Consider the following 20,574-nt stretch of genomic DNA (forward strand, 5'->3'; position numbering starts at 1 on the left):
AAATGAGAGGAGGGGTGTAATTCAAGAATATTATCTAGTTGAGGTAAAATATATACCCTAAACTTAGCCAAATTAAACTATCGTTATTCTTGTTAGACGGTAAGTTGTGATCTAAACCATCAACCTTGTCATCCATAAAAAATTGCCATCTAAAGTCTAGCATTAAATCTGAAACTCGAGACAGTTTATATCTAACACCAACATTACTAACGACAGCCCAGCTGCTTCCAGGTGAAGCATCTACAGATCCTGGAGCCCATCCGGAGTAGAAGTTGCTTGGGTCGGTAACATCCCCAATAGCATTAGGGTCGGGGTTGTTGTAAGTTGTTTTTACTTCAGGAGTATGATAGGTGTACTGAATTCCTAGATTTACAAATGGAGTGAATCTATAAGCATAAGCTTGAAAATCTCTAATGCTTAAAGGGTAGTACTCGAGTTGTGTTCCAATATTATAATTTTTAGCTAAACCAGTATGTGTACGAAGTTGATCCGCTTCAGGACTTGTTAATGAAGGATCAACCCATTTTCCATGGTGTTCTAGATGAGTTCTGTTGTAAGAAATCTCGCTACGCAGTTTAAAGTGGTCATTAAAATAATTATCAGCTGTATAGCAATTACAGTCTGCATTTAAGGTGAAATTCATATAATGAACAAGTCCAATACCAAATCCTGAATTTGTGAAGTTATTTGAAGAATTTTCACTCTCTCCAAAGTCTGAACGCATCTCTACGAAACCTGCAACAAGTCCTAATTCATGTGAAAAACCTGACTGTGCACAAAGGGATTGTATCAAAGCAAAAAAACAAAAAACAATTGTTACATTTTTTGGTTTTATCATAAAAGCTTGTTTTTAGTCAGGTTATTTATATAACAAATATATAAAAACACATACTGAAAACAAATATTATAAATTTTCTAAATTTCGAAAAAATAACGGTTGAAGAATTTAAAATAAAAGTGATATTTTTTTGAAGATAATGTATATTTGTTTTAAAATACTAATTATATAATAATTTAAACTATTTATTGCGCTATGAAAAGTAAGATTGATGCTTTTTTAGATTTAGTAAAAGAAAGAAATGGCCATGAGCCAGAGTTTCTTCAGGCTGTAGAAGAAGTAGCTGAAACGGTTATTCCTTATATTGTTGAAAATGATATATACTATGGTAAAAACATTTTGCTTCGCATGGTCGAACCAGAGCGTGTTATCATGTTTAGAGTGTGTTGGGTAGATGATAATGGGGAAATTCAAGTGAATAGAGGATATCGTATACAAATGAACTCTGCTATAGGGCCTTATAAGGGTGGATTGCGTTTTCATCCATCTGTTAATTTAAGTATTTTAAAATTTTTAGCCTTCGAGCAGGTTTTTAAAAATAGTTTAACAACGCTTCCAATGGGTGGTGGAAAAGGAGGAAGTGATTTTGATCCTAAAGGTAAAAGTGATAGTGAAATTATGAGATTTTGTCATGCTTTTATGAGTGAGTTGTTTAGACATATTGGTCATAACACCGATGTACCTGCAGGTGATATTGGTGTAGGAGCAAGAGAAGTTGGGTACTTATTTGGTATGTATAAAAAAATTAGTAATGGCTTTACAGGGGTACTTACAGGAAAAGGTTTGTCTTGGGGCGGATCTCTAATAAGACCTGAAGCCACTGGGTATGGTACCGTGTACTTTGCACAAAAAATGTTAGAAACTAAAGGTTGGGATATTTCAGGAAAGTCTTGTGTTATTTCTGGATCAGGAAATGTTGCTCAATACGCTGCCGAAAAAGTGATTCAGCTAGGAGGAAAAGTGCTTACTTTGTCTGATTCTTCTGGGTATATCTATGATGCCGATGGTATTGATGCTGAAAAATTAGCACATGTAATGGAGCTTAAAAATGTTAAAAGAGCTCGAATTAAAGCATACCTAGAGACTTATCCTGATGCCAAATTTGTGGCAGGAAAAACGCCTTGGGAAATAAAATGCGATATTGCTTTACCATGTGCGACTCAAAATGAACTTCATGAAAATGATGCAGAAACATTACTTGAAAATGGCTGTATTTGTGTTGTAGAAGGTGCTAATATGCCTTCAACTAAAGGTGCGATAGAAGCCTTCCATAAAGCTAAAATTTTATTTGCCCCAGGCAAAGCTTCTAATGCAGGAGGTGTAGCTACATCAGGTTTGGAAATGACACAAAATTCGCTTCGTTTTAAATGGACTCGTGATGAAGTGGATAATAAATTAAAAGATATTATGGGCAATATTCATAAATCTTGTATCGAGTACGGTACAGATGAAGATGGTTATGTTGATTATGTTAGAGGGGCCAACATTGCTGGCTTCGTAAAGGTTGCCGATGCCATGTTAGCTCAAGGTATTGTTTAAGTTACAATCAAATGTATTGAAAAGCTCCCTGTTTTAGGGGGCTTTTTTGTTTTTATAATGACTTGTAACTCTAAATTTAAGATTATAGAGGATATGTATATTTTTTTAAAGTAAAACTCGTTAGTTATAAATATATTTGAAATTCAAAAATTCAGCATATTGAAAAAAGGCCTTTTAATTATTTGTTTTTTATTACCCTTGTTACAATTTTCTCAAGATTTTTCAGAATCCTGGGAAGGGCATTTTTCATATAACAAGATTACTGCCGTAACGCGTGGGCAAAATAAAATTTTTGCGGCTTCAGATAATGCTGTTTTCGTTAGTGATCAAACAACAGGTGTGTTAGAAGAGATTACTACGGTAAACGGTTTGTCTGGTGAAATCATTTCATCGTTATACTATAGTGAAGATTACGATTTGTTAATTGTAGGTTATCAAACAGGCTTGATAGAAATCGTTTTTGATGATGGTTCTAAAGTGTTAAGCATTGTTGATATTGTAGATAAAGCAACCATTCCACCAACACAAAAGCGAATCAATCATTTTAACGCGATTGAAAATATACTTTATGTGGCTACAAATTACGGAATTTCGGTATTCGATATGGACCGTTTGGAATTTGGAGATAGTTATTTTATAGGTCCCAATGGTTCGCAAATTCCGGTCACCGAAACAACAGTATATGGCAATTATATTTACGCAGCTTGTTTAGATAATTACGGTTTAAAAAGCGCCGTTATGTCGAGCTCTAATTTGATCGATTATCAAAATTGGAGCACTATAGCAACTGGGAGTTGGCTGGCTACAGAAACCCATGCCAATAACTTATACGCTGTTAATACCAATAGAAAGCTGTATCAGGTTAATAATAACACCTCTGTGAGCGAAGTTGCTGCTTACAATCATGTGCCGGTAGACCTGGAATCGGTTGAAGATCACCTTGTTGTAACGACTCAAAGTCAGGTGTTTGTTTACGATTCTAATTTTAATGAAATGGTTCAAATAGGCGCAGTTCCAGAATTTACTACCAAGTATTCAGCAGGAATTTTAGATGCTGATTTTATTTATATTGGTACCGAAAATTTTGGTATTCTAAAAACGCCTATTAATAATCCAACACTTTTTGAAGAAGTGCATCCCGATGGTCCTTTATTAAACATTCCTTTTTCAGTTGAAGCTAGTACCGATGGGGTGTGGGTGAGCTTTGGCGAGTACACTTTGTTTTACAATCCCTATCCTTTAAACAATCGCGGTTTTAGTCATTTGAAGTATGATAAATGGATTAACACCCCTTATAGCGAGGTGTTCGAAGCGAAATGTTTAAATGTGATTACTCTTAACCCTTCAAATAGTAATCAGGCTTTTATCAGTTCTTTTTTAGTGGTTTGTTGGTTGTTGAGGATGACTTGCCAACTATTTTATTAAATGAATCCAATAGTGGTTTGGAATCTTTAATTTTATCAAATAATCCCAATTATGTGGATATTAGAGTAGGACCTTCAGAATTTGATAGCGATGGCCTGCTATGGACGTTGACGAGCCGGGTAGATCGTCCGCTTAAATCTTTTAATCCTAGTAATAACCAGTGGGAATCTTACGATTTTACGAGTATTATTGGCGATGGTTTGTCGGGAGGAAACTTAGGTTATGCCGATTTGGTTATCGGTCCCGATGGTGTTAAATGGGTAGCTAGTTATCGATTTGGTTTGATTGGTTTTCAAGAAAATGGAAATAGGCCGCTTATAAATAGTTTGTATACTGCCGAACAAAATATGCCTTCTGTAGCTGCCACGGCCTTAGCTTTAGACCAAAGAAATCAAATGTGGATTGGGACCTCTAGAGGTTTACGGGTGCTATATAACACGTCTAATTTTTTTAGTGACAATGTAAGTGTCGATGAAGTTATTATAGAAGAAGATGGTGTTGCTAAAGAGTTGTTGTTTGAACAAAACATTACAGATATAGAAGTTGATGGGTCCAATAATAAATGGATTGCGACTTCCGATGCTGGGTTGTTTTATTTTTCGCCAGATGGACAAAATACCATTTTTCATTTCACAAAAACCAATTCGCCTTTGCCCTCAAATACGGTGTTAGATGTGTCTATTGATGGTGACAAAGGGATTGTTTATATCGCCACCGATAAAGGCTTGGTCTCCTTTTTGTCGGGAGGATCCAATCCCATTGAAAATTTAGAAAAGGCTTTTGCATACCCAAATCCAGTGCGACCAGAATTTGATATTTTTGAAAAAAAGGTAAAAATTAAAGATATTTCTGAAAATGTGAATATTAAAATCACCGATATTGAAGGTAATTTGGTTGCCGAAGCACAATCGAAAACCAATCAGCGTTACAGTGGTTCTAATTTAGAAATTGATGGTGGAACAGCATATTGGAACGGAAAAAACCTTGCGAATAATAACGTAGCTTCAGGCGTATACCTCGTGATGTTGGCCGATTTAGATACCTTTGAAACCAAAGTTATTAAACTCATGGTTGTACGCTAATGTTATTCACTACTCCTGCTATCGTGTTGTCTAAGCTCAAGTATAGAGATCACGATCTAATCGTAAAATGTTTTACACAGCAAAAAGGCGTGATTAGCTTTTTATTAAGAGGGGTTTTAAAAAGTAAAAAAACTCAAAATAAAGCCGCTTATTTTCAGCCGCTATCTCAAATACAAATTGTAGTAGATTACAAAGAGAAGCGTTCATTACAAGCCATAAAAGATACCAAACTTAAGGCTATTTATACCAGCTTACATACGCATGTTTTAAAAAGTGCTATTGTTTTGTTTCTATCCGAGGTCTTATCCCATACTTTGCATGAAGAAGAACAAGATGAAGTCCTTTATAGTTATTTAGAAAACACCCTAATGTGGTTAGATGGCCAGTCGGAATATGCTAATTTTCACCTATTGTTTCTTTTAAATCTAACAAAATACTTGGGGTTTTACCCCGATACCACCGATATAGATTTTCCGAATTTTAATTTAAATGAAGGTAAATTTGAATTAAAACCGGTTTATAAGAACAATATATCGGGATCAAATGTCATACTATTAAAACAACTATTGAATGCTTCCTTCGATACTTTACCCAGTATTAAAATAAATGCGAAACAAAGGCAGTCATTTTTAAGTATGATGCTGCTTTATTTTGAACTGCATTTAGGAAGCTTTAGACCTCCTAAATCATTACAGGTTTTTAATCAGGTTTTTAGTTAAAACAATAAAGAGGTTTATGTTTAAAGTGCTAATTATTTTTTATCCCTTTTTTAGTGATTATGTTTCCGTTAGAAAGTGCCACTTTCGCAATAAAAACGACACTTAATCTTGGGAGGTCATAGATTTCAGAGTTGCTATCACCTTCTAGATGATAAAGTTGTATGCCAACGAGATCAAAAATTTTAATGGTTTTTATGGTCTGGTTTGTTGCGGTATTAAACTGCACCTGGTTATTTTCTAAACTTATTATTTGTAAGGCGTTTAAGTCTAATTCATTATCGATTACCGATAACCTACTGTCTTCGAAAATTACTTGAAACCGGTCGTTAAATGCGCCTTGAGTAGCATTAAAGGTATATGCCCCAGATTTTAAGTCGTGTATTTTATTTTCTAAATGATCTTTTAAATAAATGGAGTTGCTGTTTAAAAAATCACCTTCAAAATGGTCTAAGGCAATCTGGTAGTCTAAGGAGGCATCAGCGCATATAAAGCCTAAGGGGATGACTTCAGTTTTAGATAAACGGTTTATTTTTTTTCCTTGTACACTGTATTTTTTAGAACCTTCCGAAGGTATAAGAGAATAAATGCTGGTTAAGCCTTTAGGATACTTATTAATATCGTATGCCAGACCATCGTCGTTGTTGGTGGCACCCGGTACGTAACCAATTAAAATTTGATTAAAACCACCAAAGTTGTTGGTTAAATTGAGCCAAATTTTATTGTAGGTTGCTGTTGTGTTTTTTACTTTCAACGGCGTACTTTATAACAGGGAGCTGCTTTCGCTTTGTTGTATAAAGCTTCCATAAGGTTCAATTTCGATTGTACTATCTCAAGCATCAACTTCATTTACAATACTAACATAGGTATTATCGCTAATGGTTAATTTAGCACCAGTAGCCAATTTTAATCCATTGGCTTCAAAGCTACCGGAATTAGCATTAGCTGTATTATAATCAGCATTTATAAGTACGAAGTCGTCTTTTTTGGGAGCATGTGGAGTCCAAGACGTGCCATCCCAAGCCGTAGTAATTACATTTTGGCTATTAGGGGTACCCCATATTTCTATTTGGTCTATAGCAATATCTTCACTACCAGCGTTTAAATGAAATTCTGTGCGTAAAGTAATTGAGGTGGTGCTTGGGTCAATAGTTATTGTGGCTGTATATTGTTCAAAATCTTTAGATATAAAATTTTTACCAGCTCCTTGTATAGGTGTAGTGATGAAGTTTTCCACAATGGAGGCGCGCGTATTTTGCTTGCCTACATCTCTACCATACACCCAAATAAGTGGGTTCCAAATACCTGTATTTGAGTCTTCTTCATAATCAAATTGAACATAATCATTTTTCCATTCATCTTTGCCGGTATCAAACCAATCATAGTGCCCTCGTCCAACGCCATTATCTTTTATTGCTAGAGATACTCTGAATTCGAAACTTGAATATTCACTTGGTTCTATGGCGAGAGGTCCTATATTCATTATTAATTTTGGAATATTACTTGCACTGCCTTCACCAATTGAAGGAGACAAATCTGTTGTTTTTGCAACTACAACGTATTGAGACTCATTGCAATTATAATCCATTCGTGAACTACTAGGTCCTCTATTGGTTACATTGGCTATATGTTCGCTGGAATTATCACCTTGTGCTGTAAAGGGTTGTAGCGTGCCGTTGCCACTGTCCCATTGCAAGTTTGTATAGGTTGAACCATTATCAAAATTAATACCGTGCAGTTTTTCTTGGGAAAAGCAATGATGTACGGCTAGAAATAGAATAAATATTGGGCTAAATATTGTTTTCATAGGGTAGGTATATTGATCTTTTGTTTTTTAGAGTTTTAAGCATCTCTAAAAAAAGAAAAGGTTTATTACTTAAAATATGATACAAAAACAATCACTTGTATTGTTAATCATGTAAATAACTGGTTGTTTGTAGGTTATTTATATTGCAGAGTATTTGAGGTGCCTTTTAATAGGCCATAAATGTGATAATCAACAAAGTATGGGTTTGTGCGTTTAACGGTTTTAATACCCCGTTAATCGAAAAGGAATCTTGGTTTTCGGTAATTTACGAGCAAGCTACGACATTGAGGGGTTGCTGCAGGAAAAGTTGCCCAACACAGGTATGTGAAGATGGAGGCTTAAAATCTTACTTTTTACTTGAAAAATGTAATAAATGAATTTTAATACCAGAAAGGTAGATGGTCTATTTAGTTTTTTATCACTTTTTTGGTAATTGTTGTATGGTTTGAAAGTGCTACTTTGGCAATAAAAACAGGGCTTATTTGAGGTAAATGGTAGGTTTCGATATTGTGTTTTCCTTGCAGTTGGTAGAGTGTTCGGCCGTAAATATCGTAAATAGTTATGGTTTTAATTTTGAGTTTTTTAGAAATATTAAATTGAATGTGGTTGTTTTCTAATGCTGTAATTTTAACAAAATTGTGATTGGCAGTGTTTTTATTTACGGTTAGGGAGTGATTTTTAAAAACGACTTCGAAACGGTTGTTAAATTCGCCAATTTCTGATGTGAAAGTGTATGCAGCGCCGTTTAAACTGTTAGGTTCTTTTAATTTGTGGGAAATATTAAGTAAATGATCTACGAGGTATACGGTATGGGAAGTAAGGAAATCGCCTTCAACATGATCGATGGTAAGTTCATAATTCATAGAAGCTTCAAGGTTAGTGCTAAAGCCTAATTTTATAATTTCATCTTCATTTATACTTTTTACATGTTTACCTTGAACGACGTACTTATTCATGTCTTGGGCTATTGTAGAATATAAAATGGCCGTGTAATTCTCATTTATCAGTCTTTTTGCATCATAGGCAAGGCCATCATTTTTGTTGGTTGCCCCATCGGCATAGGCTACTAAAATCTGACTAAAAATTCCTGTGTCTGATGTGAGGTTTAGCCATAATTTATTAGCAGTAACCTCGGGAGCTTTGGAGTGGTTTCCGGTTTTAAAAAAGTGGGAGTTACTTGTGTTATCTGCCATACGCATGGCATTGGTAAATTTTACGGTGCCGTTTTTTAGACCTGGTACAAAAAAACTTTGTCCCGTTGATATGTATTTGCCTGGCGTTTTTTTGCTTGCTCCTGCTGCGCCACCCGAACCGATGGTATACGTGGCATAATCGTTTTGATGAAAATTGGATTGCTGATTGCCAACGTGTGACTCATGGTGCTCTGTAGCCTGCGACCAAAAATAGGCAGCACCATCAATAACGGTAGCATTGGCTTGCTGAAAGGCTACAAAATCGATAGCAGAAGGGTAAGGGTTGCCAATTAAGTTCCAGGCATAACCTGAATTTTGAGGATTTACGGCTATGGCTGTAGTCACATCACCTGTGTTGAACGATCCTTTGAAACTGATTTTATCGGTGGCTGGAAATGTGTTACTGCGACTAGATGTGCAGGCATACCCAGTACCAGGAAGCATGATGTCGCTGCCTTTTGCAAGTTGCCAGTCGTCGCCGTTGTCATCAGTATCATCACCATTGTTATCAATAAAATTATAGGCTTCAAAGTAAAACCTTCGGTCGTCATCTACATTGGCAAAAACCTGGTCAATAGAGGTTTCTTCTACCGGCGAACTCCAGTAGGTGTAATGGTACCATTTTGACTTAACAGCGCTTTCCTTATTGAGAATGGCTGTTCCAGGTGGGTTGACAATGAAAATTCCTAGTTGATCATTTTGAACAAAATTCCCCCGATTTTCAACAGTTAAATTACCGTTTATTATAACATCGTTTTCAACTTCTATATAGGTGTTGTTTTCAACAGTTAAAGTGATTCCCGAGTTTACGGTTAAATTACAGCATTTAAACGACGCTACACTTGTGCTGTAATTTCCTGAAATGATAGCCTTATTAGTTAATTTAGGAAGGCCATTATCCCAGGTAAAACCATCCCAAGTGGTGGTCGCCCCGATACAACTTCGTGCTGAAGAGCAAGTATAAGTACAACCTCCTAAAGTTTGGGGAACGGTTTTTTTACCTACCCAGTTTAATGGATTTACAACAGATTCTAAGATTAAAGTTTGATCTTGATTAGCACTGCAGTTGTAGTAAGCATTATTTAAATTACCTAGGTAAACGGCATTCACGCCATCGGTTAGTCCGGCAGGAACCTCGCTGTTGTTCGGGTCGTTAGTGTTGCTGCTGTCTTTAGCATCGGTCCACCCAGTATCGCTTCCAAAATGTATGGCGAATAACATGGTAGGTGCCACATTTGTACCTTGAAAGGCAATTATTTGGTCGCTGTTATTAGAAGCTAGAGCAAAACCTAAATCACTAGGTTCTTCTTTAGCCTCGCCTACTGTAGCTGTATAAATTCCAGAGTCGGTTGCTGTTTCAGAAACAATAATTTCTGTGCCACAAGGCAAATCGCTGGTTGCGGTCCATATAACTATGCCTTCGGTTTTAGGTTTGCCATCGCTATTTAAAGGAAATCCTCCAGCAGAAACCCAGCCTTTATCGGTAAAATTTATGCTGGTACCATTGGTAATATCGGTTAATATAACAAATGAAAATTGATCGGGGTCTTCAGAATTAAAACCTGTTATAGCGATATCGCCTTCGGTTAAATTAGTTTGTGAAAAGCCTAAAGTGGTTATAAATAGGCAGAGTTGCAGTAAGGTTGGTGTTTTCAAGGGGTGTTTTTTTGTGTCTTTGTGAGAGAAACTAAAACGGGTTTTAATAATTTTTTTTCAATTGTTTGTTTATCCTTGTTACATTTGATGCCTTATGGAATCAAAAAAAACACATACGGTTCAGGAGGCCACTAAAAAACTTGAGCATTTTTGTGCGTATCAAGAGCGTTGTCATAAGGAAGTTCGCAAAAAACTGGAAGCCATGTTCATGATTCCCGAGGCTATTGATGTGATTATTGTGCATCTTTTAGATCATAATTTTTTAAATGAAGAACGCTTTGCAAAAGCCTTCGTTCGTGGTAAATTCAATATCAAACATTGGGGGCGTCGTCGTTTAACAGCGGAATTAAAACAAAGAGACATATCAAAATTTAATATTAATCAAGCTTTAGCTGAAATTGACGATCATGATTATCTGACTTTGTTTTCCGAATTAGCAGAAAACCGTGCGAATGTAATAAAAGAAGTAAATACTTACAAAAAACGTAAGAAATTTATTGATTATTTTTTGTATCGGGGTTGGGAATCACATTTGGTTTATGAGAAAGCATACGAATTGATTCCATAAGGGTTTAAATGCATAAGCGGTTATTACCCTTTTCCGGCTCTAATTATGGCTTGTTTATTTTTCCAATCAATCCATTTTTGTCCCTTTATTTTACGCATTAAATTGTCGTAATTACGCATTATTAAAATGTTGTACAGAGCCTTTGTAAAGTTTTTTGGATTTCTTGCAATAGCCCTTAAACTCATAGAAAAACCGGGCGTTATGTAATGCATATAATGCCAAAAACCTTCTGGTATATACAATATTTCGCCATGATTAAGCTCGGTTTTGTAACCTTTAGCTTTTTTAAGTAACGGCCATTTTTTAAAATCGGGATTGTTCAAATCGATATCTTCTCTGGTAATTAAAGAATGCGGTATTTTATATAAAAATGGATTTTGCTCTTGATCGAACAGTATGATTTGTTTTTTGCCTTCAAAATGAAAATGAAAAATATTGGCTAAATCGATGTCGTAATGCATAAAGGTGTATGAATTTTGGCCGCCAAAAAATAACATCGGGATGCTTTTCATAAGGCGTAATCCAAAATCTGGAAAGGTAAAATCCTTTTGTAAACTTGGGATTTCCTTAAGGGCATTCCATAAAAAAATGCGGTATTTGGTAGGGTGTTGTTTTAGTAAATCGATATAATCATTAAGCTTCATTGTAGCATGAGGTTCGTTAAAACCATCTTTGTAATCTACGGGGCGGTCATCGTAAAGTGGTACTGTTATATCTCCTCCAAGGCTTTTAATATAATCTAAATTCCATTTTGTATATGCGGGCCAATCCTCAATAAACCGTTCTATCACCACAGGTTTTTGTGGCTTAAAATAGTGCTGTAAAAAATCTGACTTAGTAATGGTTTTTACACGTGGAATATCTTGTAAGTTTAAAGACAAACTGGAATAGATTTAGTGAATTTAAAGTTAATAAAAACTAAATAAAAATACTACATAATTTTACATTTATCTGTTCTTTAGTCTTTTAAACCCCAAGTCCCTTAATTTTTTTATAATCTAAAATGGCTTTACTGTCAGACAATAGCGATATGTAATGGCAAACACTTAACAAGCGTGTGTATAAATTTTCGGTATCCGTTTTAATGGTGTCTGGTAAGCTTTTTAAGATGAGCTTGTCGTAGTTAGATGTGGTATTGTTAAAACTATTGTTAACTGCCGTGGTGTAAGTTTCTAAAAGGGTGTTTATAACACCATACCCTATGATTTCCTTATCGATAACTTCGGTAGATTGATACACATTCTCGACACTTATTTTTATAACATCTTTAATTTGGGCGTCATAAGCACTTTTGTCTAATAAAGCACAGTTAAAAGTGCCTTCTAAAATGGCTTCTTCGTTGGCCATAAAAATATCAACAGCTTCATTAATTAGCGATCCTATGGCTAAGGCACGTAAATACCCAATACGGTCTTTTTGAGTTTCTAGAGCGTAATAATTTTCGGGTATGATGTTCTTTCGAATGATTTTTGATAAATACTCTAAAGCGTATTCTTCTTGAATTAAGCCTAAGTTGATGCCGTCTTCAAAATCGATAATGGTATAGCAAATATCATCGGCGGCTTCAACTAAATAGGTAAGCGGGTGCCTGGCGTAGCTCATGTTATCATGACTGCGTTTTATTAGGCCGAGTTCCTGGGCGACATCTTCAAAGTTTTCTTTTTCCGATTGAAAAACACCATACTTTTTATCGGCAATGTGTGGGGTGGGCTTCTTTGGTAGCGATTCTTTAGGGTATTTTGTAAAGGCACCAAGTGTGGCATAACTTAAACGGATGCCTCCTGGTCGCCCTGCTCTGGTTTCGGTTAGAATTTTAAATCCGTTGGCATTGCCTTCAAAATCGCATAAATCTTGATATTCTTTAGGGGTGAGTTGGTCTTTGTAAACTTTTCCAGAACCGTTAATAAAAAACTCACCAATGGCTTTTTCACCCGAATGCCCGAATGGCGGATTGCCAATGTCGTGTGCTAAGGCGGCCGCGGCAACAATGGCGCCAAAATCATTAGCATGGTAACCATGAATGTTTTTTAAATGCGGATGCTTTTCTAGGAGTTTATGGCCTACACTACGGCCTAAAGAGCGTCCAACCACACTAACCTCCAAACTATGAGTAAGTCGTGTATGAACAAAATCGGTGTTAGAAAGCGGGATAACCTGTGTTTTGTCTTGCAGACTTCTAAATTCTGATGAGAATATAATACGATCGTAATCCACTTCAAAACCAATACGGTTTTCATCTTGTTCTTTACGTATTCTTTTATTGGTGTCGCCAAAGCGCTTTAAGGATAGTAGTTGTTCCCAGTTCATTGCTGTCTATTAAAAGTGCTGGCAAGATACTTATTTTCATTAAAAAAATGGGCTTTGGTAGGCACTTCAAAATTATAATCACAAGACGGCTTAACATTGCCGTAACATAATAATCACAAACGATTAATCTTTTGGTAACACATAACTTCCAGTTCTGTAGTTACTTTGCAACATAATAGCGATAGAACAATGAAACAATTATTATATATACTCGTATTTGGCTTTTCAGTTTTTGGTTTTGCTCAAAATACCGGTTCGATTAGTGGGAATTTATTGGATTTAGAAGAAGGTCATGCTCCTTTACTGTATGCTAAAGTTATGGTAAAAGAAACGGGTGTTGAAGCTTTATCTAATGAAGCCGGATTTTTTAAATTCGAGGATGTAAAACCAGGAGCTTATACTTTAGTTTATAGTTTTGTAGGTTACGAAACTAAAGAAGTTAAAGTTGAAGTTTTACCTTCAAACGACGAAGTTTTGAAATTGCATTTAGGTGCTAGCACGGTGTCTTTGGATGATTTGGCTTCGGTTTTTGCTAGTGCTTCTTCGGCTAGTAATGATTCGGCCATTGTAAGTAATAAATAAAATTATATTATATAAGGCTGGGTCGTATACTTTTGCTTTATAAAATTTAAAAAGCTGCTTATCAGTAAAATGAAAGCAGCTTTTTTGGTTAATATAATTAGTTTCTTTTTATAAAGTAGAGGTGTCTTAATTTCTTGATAATGAAGTGGTTTTGTTTTTCATGTTAATTTAATGTAATGTGTTTTTACTTGGTTTTTAACTTCCGATAACCTTATCATAACACTTATGTTACTGTTCTTTAATCATGTCATAACACTAGCATTACAAACCCATGGTTTCTTTGCAGCGTGAAATTATGACAAAAACTATGAAAAAATTATTAGTATTATTTACGATTTTTATATCGGCTTCTGCTTATGCCCAAAATATGGGTTCTATAAAAGGCATGTTAACCGATAAAGAATATAATAACGAGCCTTTAGCATTTGCTAATGTTTTAATAAAAGGGACGACAAAAGGAACGACTTCCGATTTTGATGGACTTTATTACTTTGATAACATTGAATCAGGAACCTATACCTTAATATTTAGTTTTGTAGGTTACGAAACTCAAGAAGTAACTGTAACGGTTACAACAGGAAAAACCGAAGAGGTTAATATAGTAATGAGTGCGAGTGCCGCTACATTAGATGAGGTGATCGTAACAACCACTACTAAAAGAGAAAGTGAAACGGCTTTGTTATTGGAACAAAAGAAAGCCGTTACCATAAAGCAAGCTATTGGGGCTCAAGAATTATCTAAAAAAGCCGTTTCCGATGCTGGTGCCGCAACTTTAAAGGTAACGGGTGTTAACAAAAAGGAAGGTTCTAGTAAAATTTATGTTAGAGGTTTGGGTGACCGCTATAACAATACTACTTTAAACGGTTTGCCGCTGCCTTCAAATGATCCTAGAAATAAAAACATCGATTTATCATTGTTTAGTACTGGTGTTATTGAGAATGTAGGAATAGCTAAATCTTTTTCTTCAACGTCATCTTCCGATGTTGCAGGAGCAAGTGTAGATATTGTAAGTAAAGAAATGTCTGGAAAATCCTTTTTTAAATTCGAAGTGTCTTCAGCCGTAAATTCGCAAACCACATTTGAAGATTTTAAACAAATGGACGGATCAAATTGGTTGGGTATAGTTAAAAATACTAAAACCGGTATAAATGATCTTACGGTATATAATTTTCAAAATAGTTTTTCGCCAAATCAAACCACGGCTAGCCCAAATTTTGGATTGTCATTTAACTACGGAAATACGGTTAAGTTTTCAAATGAAAGTAGTTTAGGTGTCTTTTTAGTAGGGTCTTTTAGTAACGCTTACGCATATCAAGAAGGACGCTCAGCAAACATTGTTAATTTGGGTAATGTTGGTTCAGAGTTTGATACTAAAACTTATAATTACAATGCTTCTACCATGTTAATGGGGAATGTAGTTTATAAAATAAATAACAATCATAAAATAAGCTACAATCATTTATTTGTGCATTCAAACACTCAGGAAATTGAAGATTTTGTGGGGACCACTCCTGATATAGGTAGAGAGGATGACGATAACCGTTTACTAAATTTAATGTTGCAAACCGAAGTTCAAAACAGACTTTTTGTAAACCAAATATTATCAACCAATAAATTTGGCGAATCTGTTGATGTAAATGCTGCTTTAAGTTACAATGCAATTTATAATGACGAGCCAGATAGAAGAAAAAACACTTTTATTATAGATAACGATTCTAATAGAACTTTCATTTCTCAAAATGCAGTAAGAGATAATAGTCGATTTTATGGTAACTTATTTGAAGATGATATTGCAGGAAATTTAGAAGCTATAAAATATTTAGGAGAACGTTTAGAAAATAAAGGAAAAGTAACTATAGGCTACAATGGCAGGTTAACAAACAGGAAGTTTGATGGTATTTATTACGATCATAACTTTGCAAACCCAACAGGTACTATTGTTGATATAAATAATTTAGATGCTACTTTTAACCAAGGCAATCTGGATAATGGTATTTTTGGTGTTGAAACTTCAAGAGGTAGAAATAATAATGATGATGAAACTTTTCTTCCGCAATTGTATAATGGTAATAAAACAACGCATGCTGCTTTTGCCGACCTAGTTTATAAATTTAATGACAAATTCACTACAAATATTGGTTTACGGGCAGAAAGTGTTCAAATGAATGTTGATTGGGATGTTAACATTAGTGTTGCAGGTTACCCAAGTATAGGTGATATTGACTTAAACAAAAACTATGTTTTGCCAGCTTTAAATTTAAAATATGAGCTTAACGACAAAATTAATTTAAGGGCTTCAGGAAGTATAAGTTATACCTATCCGCAGTTTAAAGAAATTGCTCCTTTTACTTATGAGGGTATTAATTATCAAGAAACTGGGAATCCTGCTTTAATCCCTTCAGATAACTATAATGCCGAAATAAAATTTGAATTATTCCCTAAGAAAAGTGAATTAATTGCTGTTGGTTTATTCGGGAAATTGATTGAAAACTCAATTAACCGTTTAGAACGAACATCGGCTATTGAAAGAGATTTTACTTTCGACAATTCGGGTAATGCTACCATATATGGTGCAGAAATTGAAGCTAAAGTAGATGTTTTAAGCAAAGAGATTGACGCTGATAAATCGCAAGCTTTAACTTTTGGAACTAATGCTACTGTTATGAAAACTATCCTAAGCTTTGATAAAAGTAATACGCTTTTTAATTATACTGGCGATAGCTCGCAGTTAGAAGGTGCTTCGCCTTTTACAGTAAATGCCGATGTGTCTTATAGATTTACTAATAACGATAAAGAAACCATTTCAACTTTAGTTTTTAACTACCAAAGTGATAAAGTGTTTAGTATTGGGACAAACTTTCAGGAAAATATTATTGAAAAAGCGGTTCCTATTTTAGATTTTGTTTTCAAACACCAATTTAACCAACAAATTAGTTTTAAGTTTAATGCTAAAAACTTATTAAATCCAAGTTTTGATAGATATAGAGATGTTGCTGGTAAGCCAATCATGAATACTTATAAAAATGGTGTTACGGTAACTACAGGGTTAGTTTTGAATTTTTAATGCTAGGGAATAAAAGCCCGCTTCACTTTCCTGAATCATGATCTGGTTCATAAAAATTGCTAAAAAGTAAATAACAATTATAGACTAATGCCTTCAAAATGTTTTTCATTTTTGGAGGCTTTTTTTATAGTAAAAAATTCAAAAAAAAATTTAATCCATTTAAGTGTTTTCTCAGCATAAAAATAATTTCCAACAAATATGTTTTTCTTTAATAAACGTAGACTTAACATTGACAAAAATCCTTAACATTTTACTAATACATCGGTAAGATTGTATTTAATATTATGCCTTTGCTTTGCATTAAAATAATAATTAAAAAATCAAATGAAAACTTTAAAAACATTATTAGTAATTGCATGTGTAATTTCAATCTTCTCTTGTTCATCAGACGATGATAACAGAAACATCGAAGCTCCTGAAACAGGGGGAGGTATTATAGGTAATGAGTTAAAAGGAGACATTACTGAAGATAGTAAATTATTGGCTAGTGTAGCATATACCATAACAGGATCGGTAACTGTAAAAGAAGGAGCTACATTGACTATTGAGCCAGGAACTATTATTAGAGCAAGAAGCGGAAGAACCGATGTGTTTTTAGCTGTTGAAAGAGGCGCTAAAATAATTGCTAAAGGAACTGCTGTTGATCCAATAATTTTCACCTCGGATGCTAGTTCGCCAAAGGCAGGAGATTGGGGAGGTATTGTGATAGCTGGAAAAGCACCTTCTAATAAAGGGACCGATGTGCAGTCTGAAGTGGCTGGTTTACTTTATGGAGGTACTGTTACTGATGATGATTCAGGTGAGTTAAGTTATGTAATCGCTGAATATACAGGTGCTAAAATTAATGGCGAGCAGGAATTTAACGGTATTTCTTTCTTCGGTGTTGGTAACAAAACTATTGTAAATAATATTGTTGTAAGCGATGGAAATGATGATGGTGTCGAGTTTTTTGGAGGTACCGTAAACGTTACAAATGTATTTTGTGCAAACATTGGAGACGATATGTTCGACTGGACTGAAGGGTATTCAGGAACAATTACAAACGCATTTGGAGTTCGTAACGAAGGATTTAATGCTGCTAGTAACGACCCAAGAGGTCTTGAAGGAGATAGTAATGATTCAGATGCTACAGCGTTACCTATTTCAATGCCAACATTAAATAATGTAACTATTTTAAATCTTAATCCAGATGTGAAACTTAAGGCTGGAGCAGAAATTAGAAGAGGTACGGTGGCTACTATCAATAATATTCTTTTTGCAGCGTATGGTTCGGCAGCTTTTGAAGACAGAATCGATACAAAAGATGATAAAGGTAATGGTACTGTAACACTTACAAAGGCTTTTGCGCAAGGTACTGTTGGACAAGATAAAGTTGGAGGTGAAATTAACGGCGATGTAACCGTAATTACCGACGGAATAACTGTACCATCAAATAATACTGTTGAAGCTAAAGCTGGAGTAGGAGCCGATTTAACCGCTTTCGAATGGGCTAATCAAAGTTTTGTGGTTACAAAACAATAGGTTTATAAATGTTTTTATGATCACTAGCGGCTGAATTTTAAGTTACAAACCTTAAAATTCAGCCGCTTTTTATTTAGTGATGTTATCTAAACAACATGTTTTTACAAGGGTTTCTATTATGTTATTTTCACTAAACAATCAATTTTCATAAAGAAAAAATACTTTTAAATCAAATTGTTTTTTTTCAATTCAAAAAAGCTATAAGACAACTTTCTTTTTAAATTAAAAAATATATCTTTGCTGCGCGAAAACAAAAAGTGTTTTCACTAAACTAAGTCGCATAAAATTAAATAAATAAGTAATGTCTAAAGTTACAGGTAAAGTTGCTCAAATAGTAGGTCCGGTTATCGATGTTAAATTTGCTTCGGAATCAGAACTTCCAAAAATTTACGATTCATTAGAAATTAAGAGAGCCGATGGTTCTATATTAGTATTAGAAGTACAATCTCATATTGGAGAAGATACCGTTCGTACTATCGCAATGGATTCCTCTGATGGTTTAAGTAGAGGTACAGAAGTTACTGCAACAGGTGCGCCTATTCAAATGCCAATTGGTGATGATGTTTACGGACGTTTATTTAATGTAATTGGTGATGCTATTGACGGTCTTGGAGATTTACCTAAAGCTGGAGAAGCTGGTTTGCCAATTCACCGTTCTGCACCAAAATTTGAAGATTTATCAACCTCTACAGAAGTTTTATTTACTGGTATTAAAGTCATCGACCTTATCGAGCCTTATGCAAAAGGTGGTAAAATTGGTTTATTTGGTGGTGCTGGTGTAGGTAAAACAGTATTGATTCAGGAGTTGATTAATAATATTGCAAAAGGTCACGGTGGACTTTCAGTATTCGCTGGAGTAGGTGAAAGAACACGTGAAGGAAATGACCTTTTAAGAGAGATGTTAGAATCTGGAATTATCCGTTATGGTGATGATTTTATGCATTCTATGGAAGATGGTGGATGGGATTTGTCTAAAGTAGATAAGTCTAAAATGAAAGAATCGAAAGCGACTTTCGTATTCGGACAAATGAATGAGCCTCCTGGAGCTCGTGCTCGTGTAGCATTATCTGGTTTAACTATTGCTGAGTATTTCCGTGATGGTGCTGGTGAAGGTCAAGGGAAAGATGTATTATTTTTCGTAGATAATATCTTCCGTTTTACACAAGCGGGTTCAGAGGTGTCTGCATTACTTGGTCGTATGCCTTCTGCGGTAGGTTACCAACCAACTTTAGCTACAGAAATGGGTGCCATGCAAGAGCGTATTACATCAACTAAAAGAGGTTCTATTACATCGGTACAAGCGGTTTACGTACCTGCCGATGATTTAACGGATCCTGCACCGGCAACAACGTTTGCTCACTTAGATGCTACAACCGTATTATCTCGTAAAATTGCCGAGCTTGGTATTTATCCTGCGGTAGATCCTTTAGATTCTACTTCAAGAATTTTAACGGCCGATATTTTAGGTAAAGAGCATTATGCTTGTGCACAACGCGTAAAAGAGTTATTACAACGTTATAAAGAATTGCAAGATATTATTGCCATCCTTGGTATGGAAGAGTTATCTGAAGAAGATAAATTAGCCGTAGGTAGAGCAAGACGTGTACAACGTTTCTTATCTCAACCTTTCCACGTAGCTGAGCAGTTTACAGGGATTCCAGGGGTGTTAGTAGATATCAAAGAAACTATTAAAGGATTTAACATGATTATGGATGGTGAATTAGATCACTTACCAGAAGCAGCGTTTAACCTTAAAGGAACTATCGAAGAAGCTATTGAGGCTGGAGATAAAATGCTTGCTGAAGCCTAATAGGTTTTGCAGTTACTAGTTTTTAGTTTCAGGATAATAAAAGTAAACCAGTTACTAGAAACTAATAGCCAATAACCAATAACAAATAACTAAAATTATGTATTTAGAAATTGTATCGCCTGAAGCAACCTTTTTTAGTTCAGAAGTGGAATCTGTGATTGTGCCAGGTGTTGATGGTGAATTTCAAATGTTAGAAAATCACGCGCCTATAGTATCGCTATTGGCTGCGGGAACGGTTAAAATACGTGTGCATACGAATAGCCATTTAGATTACGATAAATTACATCCAGAAGTTGAACCTCATATGGTTGATACCAAAGTATTATTAATTAATATTAAATCTGGTACCCTTGAAATGAAAGATAATAAAGCTATTATTTTAGCCGATTAAATTTAATTTCAACAAAACATATAAATAAAAAACGCGAGGCTTATGCTTCGCGTTTTTTTGTTTTGGCAAAAGACA

14 protein-coding genes and 1 pseudogene are annotated in these 20,574 nt (G+C 35.0%); 9 read left to right on the forward strand and 6 right to left on the reverse strand.

All coding sequences use genetic code 11. The features are described 5' to 3' along the window. Nucleotides 1-34: 34 nt before the first annotated feature. Complete coding sequence (locus tag C1A40_RS07850; protein WP_102995430.1) at nucleotides 35-838, reverse strand: THC0290_0291 family protein; 804 nt, start codon at nucleotides 836-838, stop codon at nucleotides 35-37. 195 nt (nucleotides 839-1,033) lie between these two features. Between C1A40_RS07850 and gdhA the strand changes: the two genes are divergently transcribed. The 3 genes and pseudogenes from gdhA to recO all read left to right on the forward strand — a co-directional run bounded on the left by gdhA (nucleotide 1,034) and on the right by recO (nucleotide 5,603). After that, entirely contained in the window at nucleotides 1,034-2,377 is a 1,344-nt protein-coding gene (gene gdhA, locus C1A40_RS07855; RefSeq protein ID WP_102995431.1) for an NADP-specific glutamate dehydrogenase, read from the forward strand. A 198-nt stretch (nucleotides 2,378-2,575) separates the two neighbouring features. Further along, nucleotides 2,576-4,884, forward strand: a pseudogene (gene porZ / locus C1A40_RS18830) (type IX secretion system anionic LPS delivery protein PorZ). After that, nucleotides 4,884-5,603 (forward strand): DNA repair protein RecO, encoded by a 720-nt coding sequence (gene recO, locus C1A40_RS07865; RefSeq protein ID WP_102995432.1) that lies wholly within the window; start codon nucleotides 4,884-4,886, stop codon nucleotides 5,601-5,603. The pseudogene porZ and the gene recO overlap by 1 nt, the downstream one beginning before the upstream one ends. A 28-nt stretch (nucleotides 5,604-5,631) precedes the next feature. On the opposite strand, the gene C1A40_RS07870 is transcribed toward recO, so the two are convergent. From C1A40_RS07870 to C1A40_RS07880, 3 genes are all read right to left on the reverse strand, one after another. Next, the gene (locus tag C1A40_RS07870; RefSeq protein WP_102995433.1) at nucleotides 5,632-6,354 is read right to left on the reverse strand and encodes a hypothetical protein; all 723 of its coding nucleotides are present in this window, start codon (nucleotides 6,352-6,354) and stop codon (nucleotides 5,632-5,634) included. Nucleotides 6,355-6,432: 78 nt separating this feature from the next. After that, complete coding sequence (locus C1A40_RS07875; protein ID WP_158651317.1) at nucleotides 6,433-7,407, reverse strand: hypothetical protein; 975 nt, start codon at nucleotides 7,405-7,407, stop codon at nucleotides 6,433-6,435. 407 nt (nucleotides 7,408-7,814) lie between these two features. Further along, a complete protein-coding gene (locus tag C1A40_RS07880) occupies nucleotides 7,815-10,256 on the reverse strand; it encodes a hypothetical protein (protein ID WP_102995435.1) in 2,442 nt (813 codons plus the stop codon). 94 nt (nucleotides 10,257-10,350) lie between these two features. On the opposite strand from C1A40_RS07880, the gene C1A40_RS07885 reads away from it, so the two are divergent. After that, nucleotides 10,351-10,824, forward strand: a complete 474-nt coding sequence (locus C1A40_RS07885) for a regulatory protein RecX (RefSeq protein WP_102995436.1) — start codon at nucleotides 10,351-10,353, stop codon at nucleotides 10,822-10,824. A 23-nt stretch (nucleotides 10,825-10,847) separates the two neighbouring features. Here the strand turns inward: C1A40_RS07885 and C1A40_RS07890 are convergent, their stop codons facing one another. Together C1A40_RS07890 and C1A40_RS07895 are read right to left on the reverse strand one after the other, a co-directional pair. Continuing rightward, complete coding sequence (locus tag C1A40_RS07890; protein ID WP_102995437.1) at nucleotides 10,848-11,705, reverse strand: cupin-like domain-containing protein; 858 nt, start codon at nucleotides 11,703-11,705, stop codon at nucleotides 10,848-10,850. A gap of 85 nt (nucleotides 11,706-11,790) precedes the next feature. Next, nucleotides 11,791-13,131, reverse strand: a complete 1,341-nt coding sequence (locus C1A40_RS07895; protein ID WP_102995438.1) for a deoxyguanosinetriphosphate triphosphohydrolase — start codon at nucleotides 13,129-13,131, stop codon at nucleotides 11,791-11,793. A gap of 189 nt (nucleotides 13,132-13,320) precedes the next feature. Between C1A40_RS07895 and C1A40_RS07900 the strand changes: the two genes are divergently transcribed. From C1A40_RS07900 to C1A40_RS07920, 5 genes are all read left to right on the forward strand, one after another. Further along, nucleotides 13,321-13,713, forward strand: coding sequence for a carboxypeptidase-like regulatory domain-containing protein (locus C1A40_RS07900; protein WP_102995439.1), 393 nt, complete (start codon nucleotides 13,321-13,323; stop codon nucleotides 13,711-13,713). Between the two features lie 307 nt (nucleotides 13,714-14,020). Beyond that, nucleotides 14,021-16,777 (forward strand): TonB-dependent receptor, encoded by a 2,757-nt coding sequence (locus C1A40_RS07905; protein WP_102997165.1) that lies wholly within the window; start codon nucleotides 14,021-14,023, stop codon nucleotides 16,775-16,777. A gap of 324 nt (nucleotides 16,778-17,101) precedes the next feature. Beyond that, entirely contained in the window at nucleotides 17,102-18,298 is a 1,197-nt protein-coding gene (locus C1A40_RS07910) for a hypothetical protein (RefSeq protein ID WP_102995440.1), read from the forward strand. Between the two features lie 301 nt (nucleotides 18,299-18,599). After that, nucleotides 18,600-20,108, forward strand: coding sequence for a F0F1 ATP synthase subunit beta (atpD, locus tag C1A40_RS07915; protein WP_102995441.1), 1,509 nt, complete (start codon nucleotides 18,600-18,602; stop codon nucleotides 20,106-20,108). 97 nt (nucleotides 20,109-20,205) lie between these two features. Next, the gene (locus tag C1A40_RS07920) at nucleotides 20,206-20,499 is read left to right on the forward strand and encodes a F0F1 ATP synthase subunit delta/epsilon (protein ID WP_102995442.1); all 294 of its coding nucleotides are present in this window, start codon (nucleotides 20,206-20,208) and stop codon (nucleotides 20,497-20,499) included. The last annotated feature ends 75 nt before the right edge of the window (nucleotides 20,500-20,574 follow it).

The sequence above is a fragment of the Tamlana carrageenivorans genome, from assembly GCF_002893765.1.
GTDB classification, from domain to species: domain Bacteria; phylum Bacteroidota; class Bacteroidia; order Flavobacteriales; family Flavobacteriaceae; genus Pseudotamlana; species Pseudotamlana carrageenivorans.

Bases quoted from the DNA above. Each gene is read 5' to 3' on its own strand.
- C1A40_RS07850 (WP_102995430.1), bottom strand. From the start codon at position 838: ATGATAAAACCAAAAAATGTAACAATTGTTTTTTGTTTTTTTGCTTTG.
- gdhA (WP_102995431.1), top strand. From the start codon at position 1,034: ATGAAAAGTAAGATTGATGCTTTTTTAGATTTAGTAAAAGAAAGAAAT.
- recO (WP_102995432.1), top strand. From the start codon at position 4,884: ATGTTATTCACTACTCCTGCTATCGTGTTGTCTAAGCTCAAGTATAGA.
- C1A40_RS07875 (WP_158651317.1), bottom strand. From the start codon at position 7,407: ATGAAAACAATATTTAGCCCAATATTTATTCTATTTCTAGCCGTACAT.
- C1A40_RS07885 (WP_102995436.1), top strand. From the start codon at position 10,351: ATGGAATCAAAAAAAACACATACGGTTCAGGAGGCCACTAAAAAACTT.
- C1A40_RS07895 (WP_102995438.1), bottom strand. From the start codon at position 13,131: ATGAACTGGGAACAACTACTATCCTTAAAGCGCTTTGGCGACACCAAT.
- C1A40_RS07900 (WP_102995439.1), top strand. From the start codon at position 13,321: ATGAAACAATTATTATATATACTCGTATTTGGCTTTTCAGTTTTTGGT.
- C1A40_RS07905 (WP_102997165.1), top strand. From the start codon at position 14,021: ATGAAAAAATTATTAGTATTATTTACGATTTTTATATCGGCTTCTGCT.
- C1A40_RS07910 (WP_102995440.1), top strand. From the start codon at position 17,102: ATGAAAACTTTAAAAACATTATTAGTAATTGCATGTGTAATTTCAATC.
- atpD (WP_102995441.1), top strand. From the start codon at position 18,600: ATGTCTAAAGTTACAGGTAAAGTTGCTCAAATAGTAGGTCCGGTTATC.
- C1A40_RS07920 (WP_102995442.1), top strand. From the start codon at position 20,206: ATGTATTTAGAAATTGTATCGCCTGAAGCAACCTTTTTTAGTTCAGAA.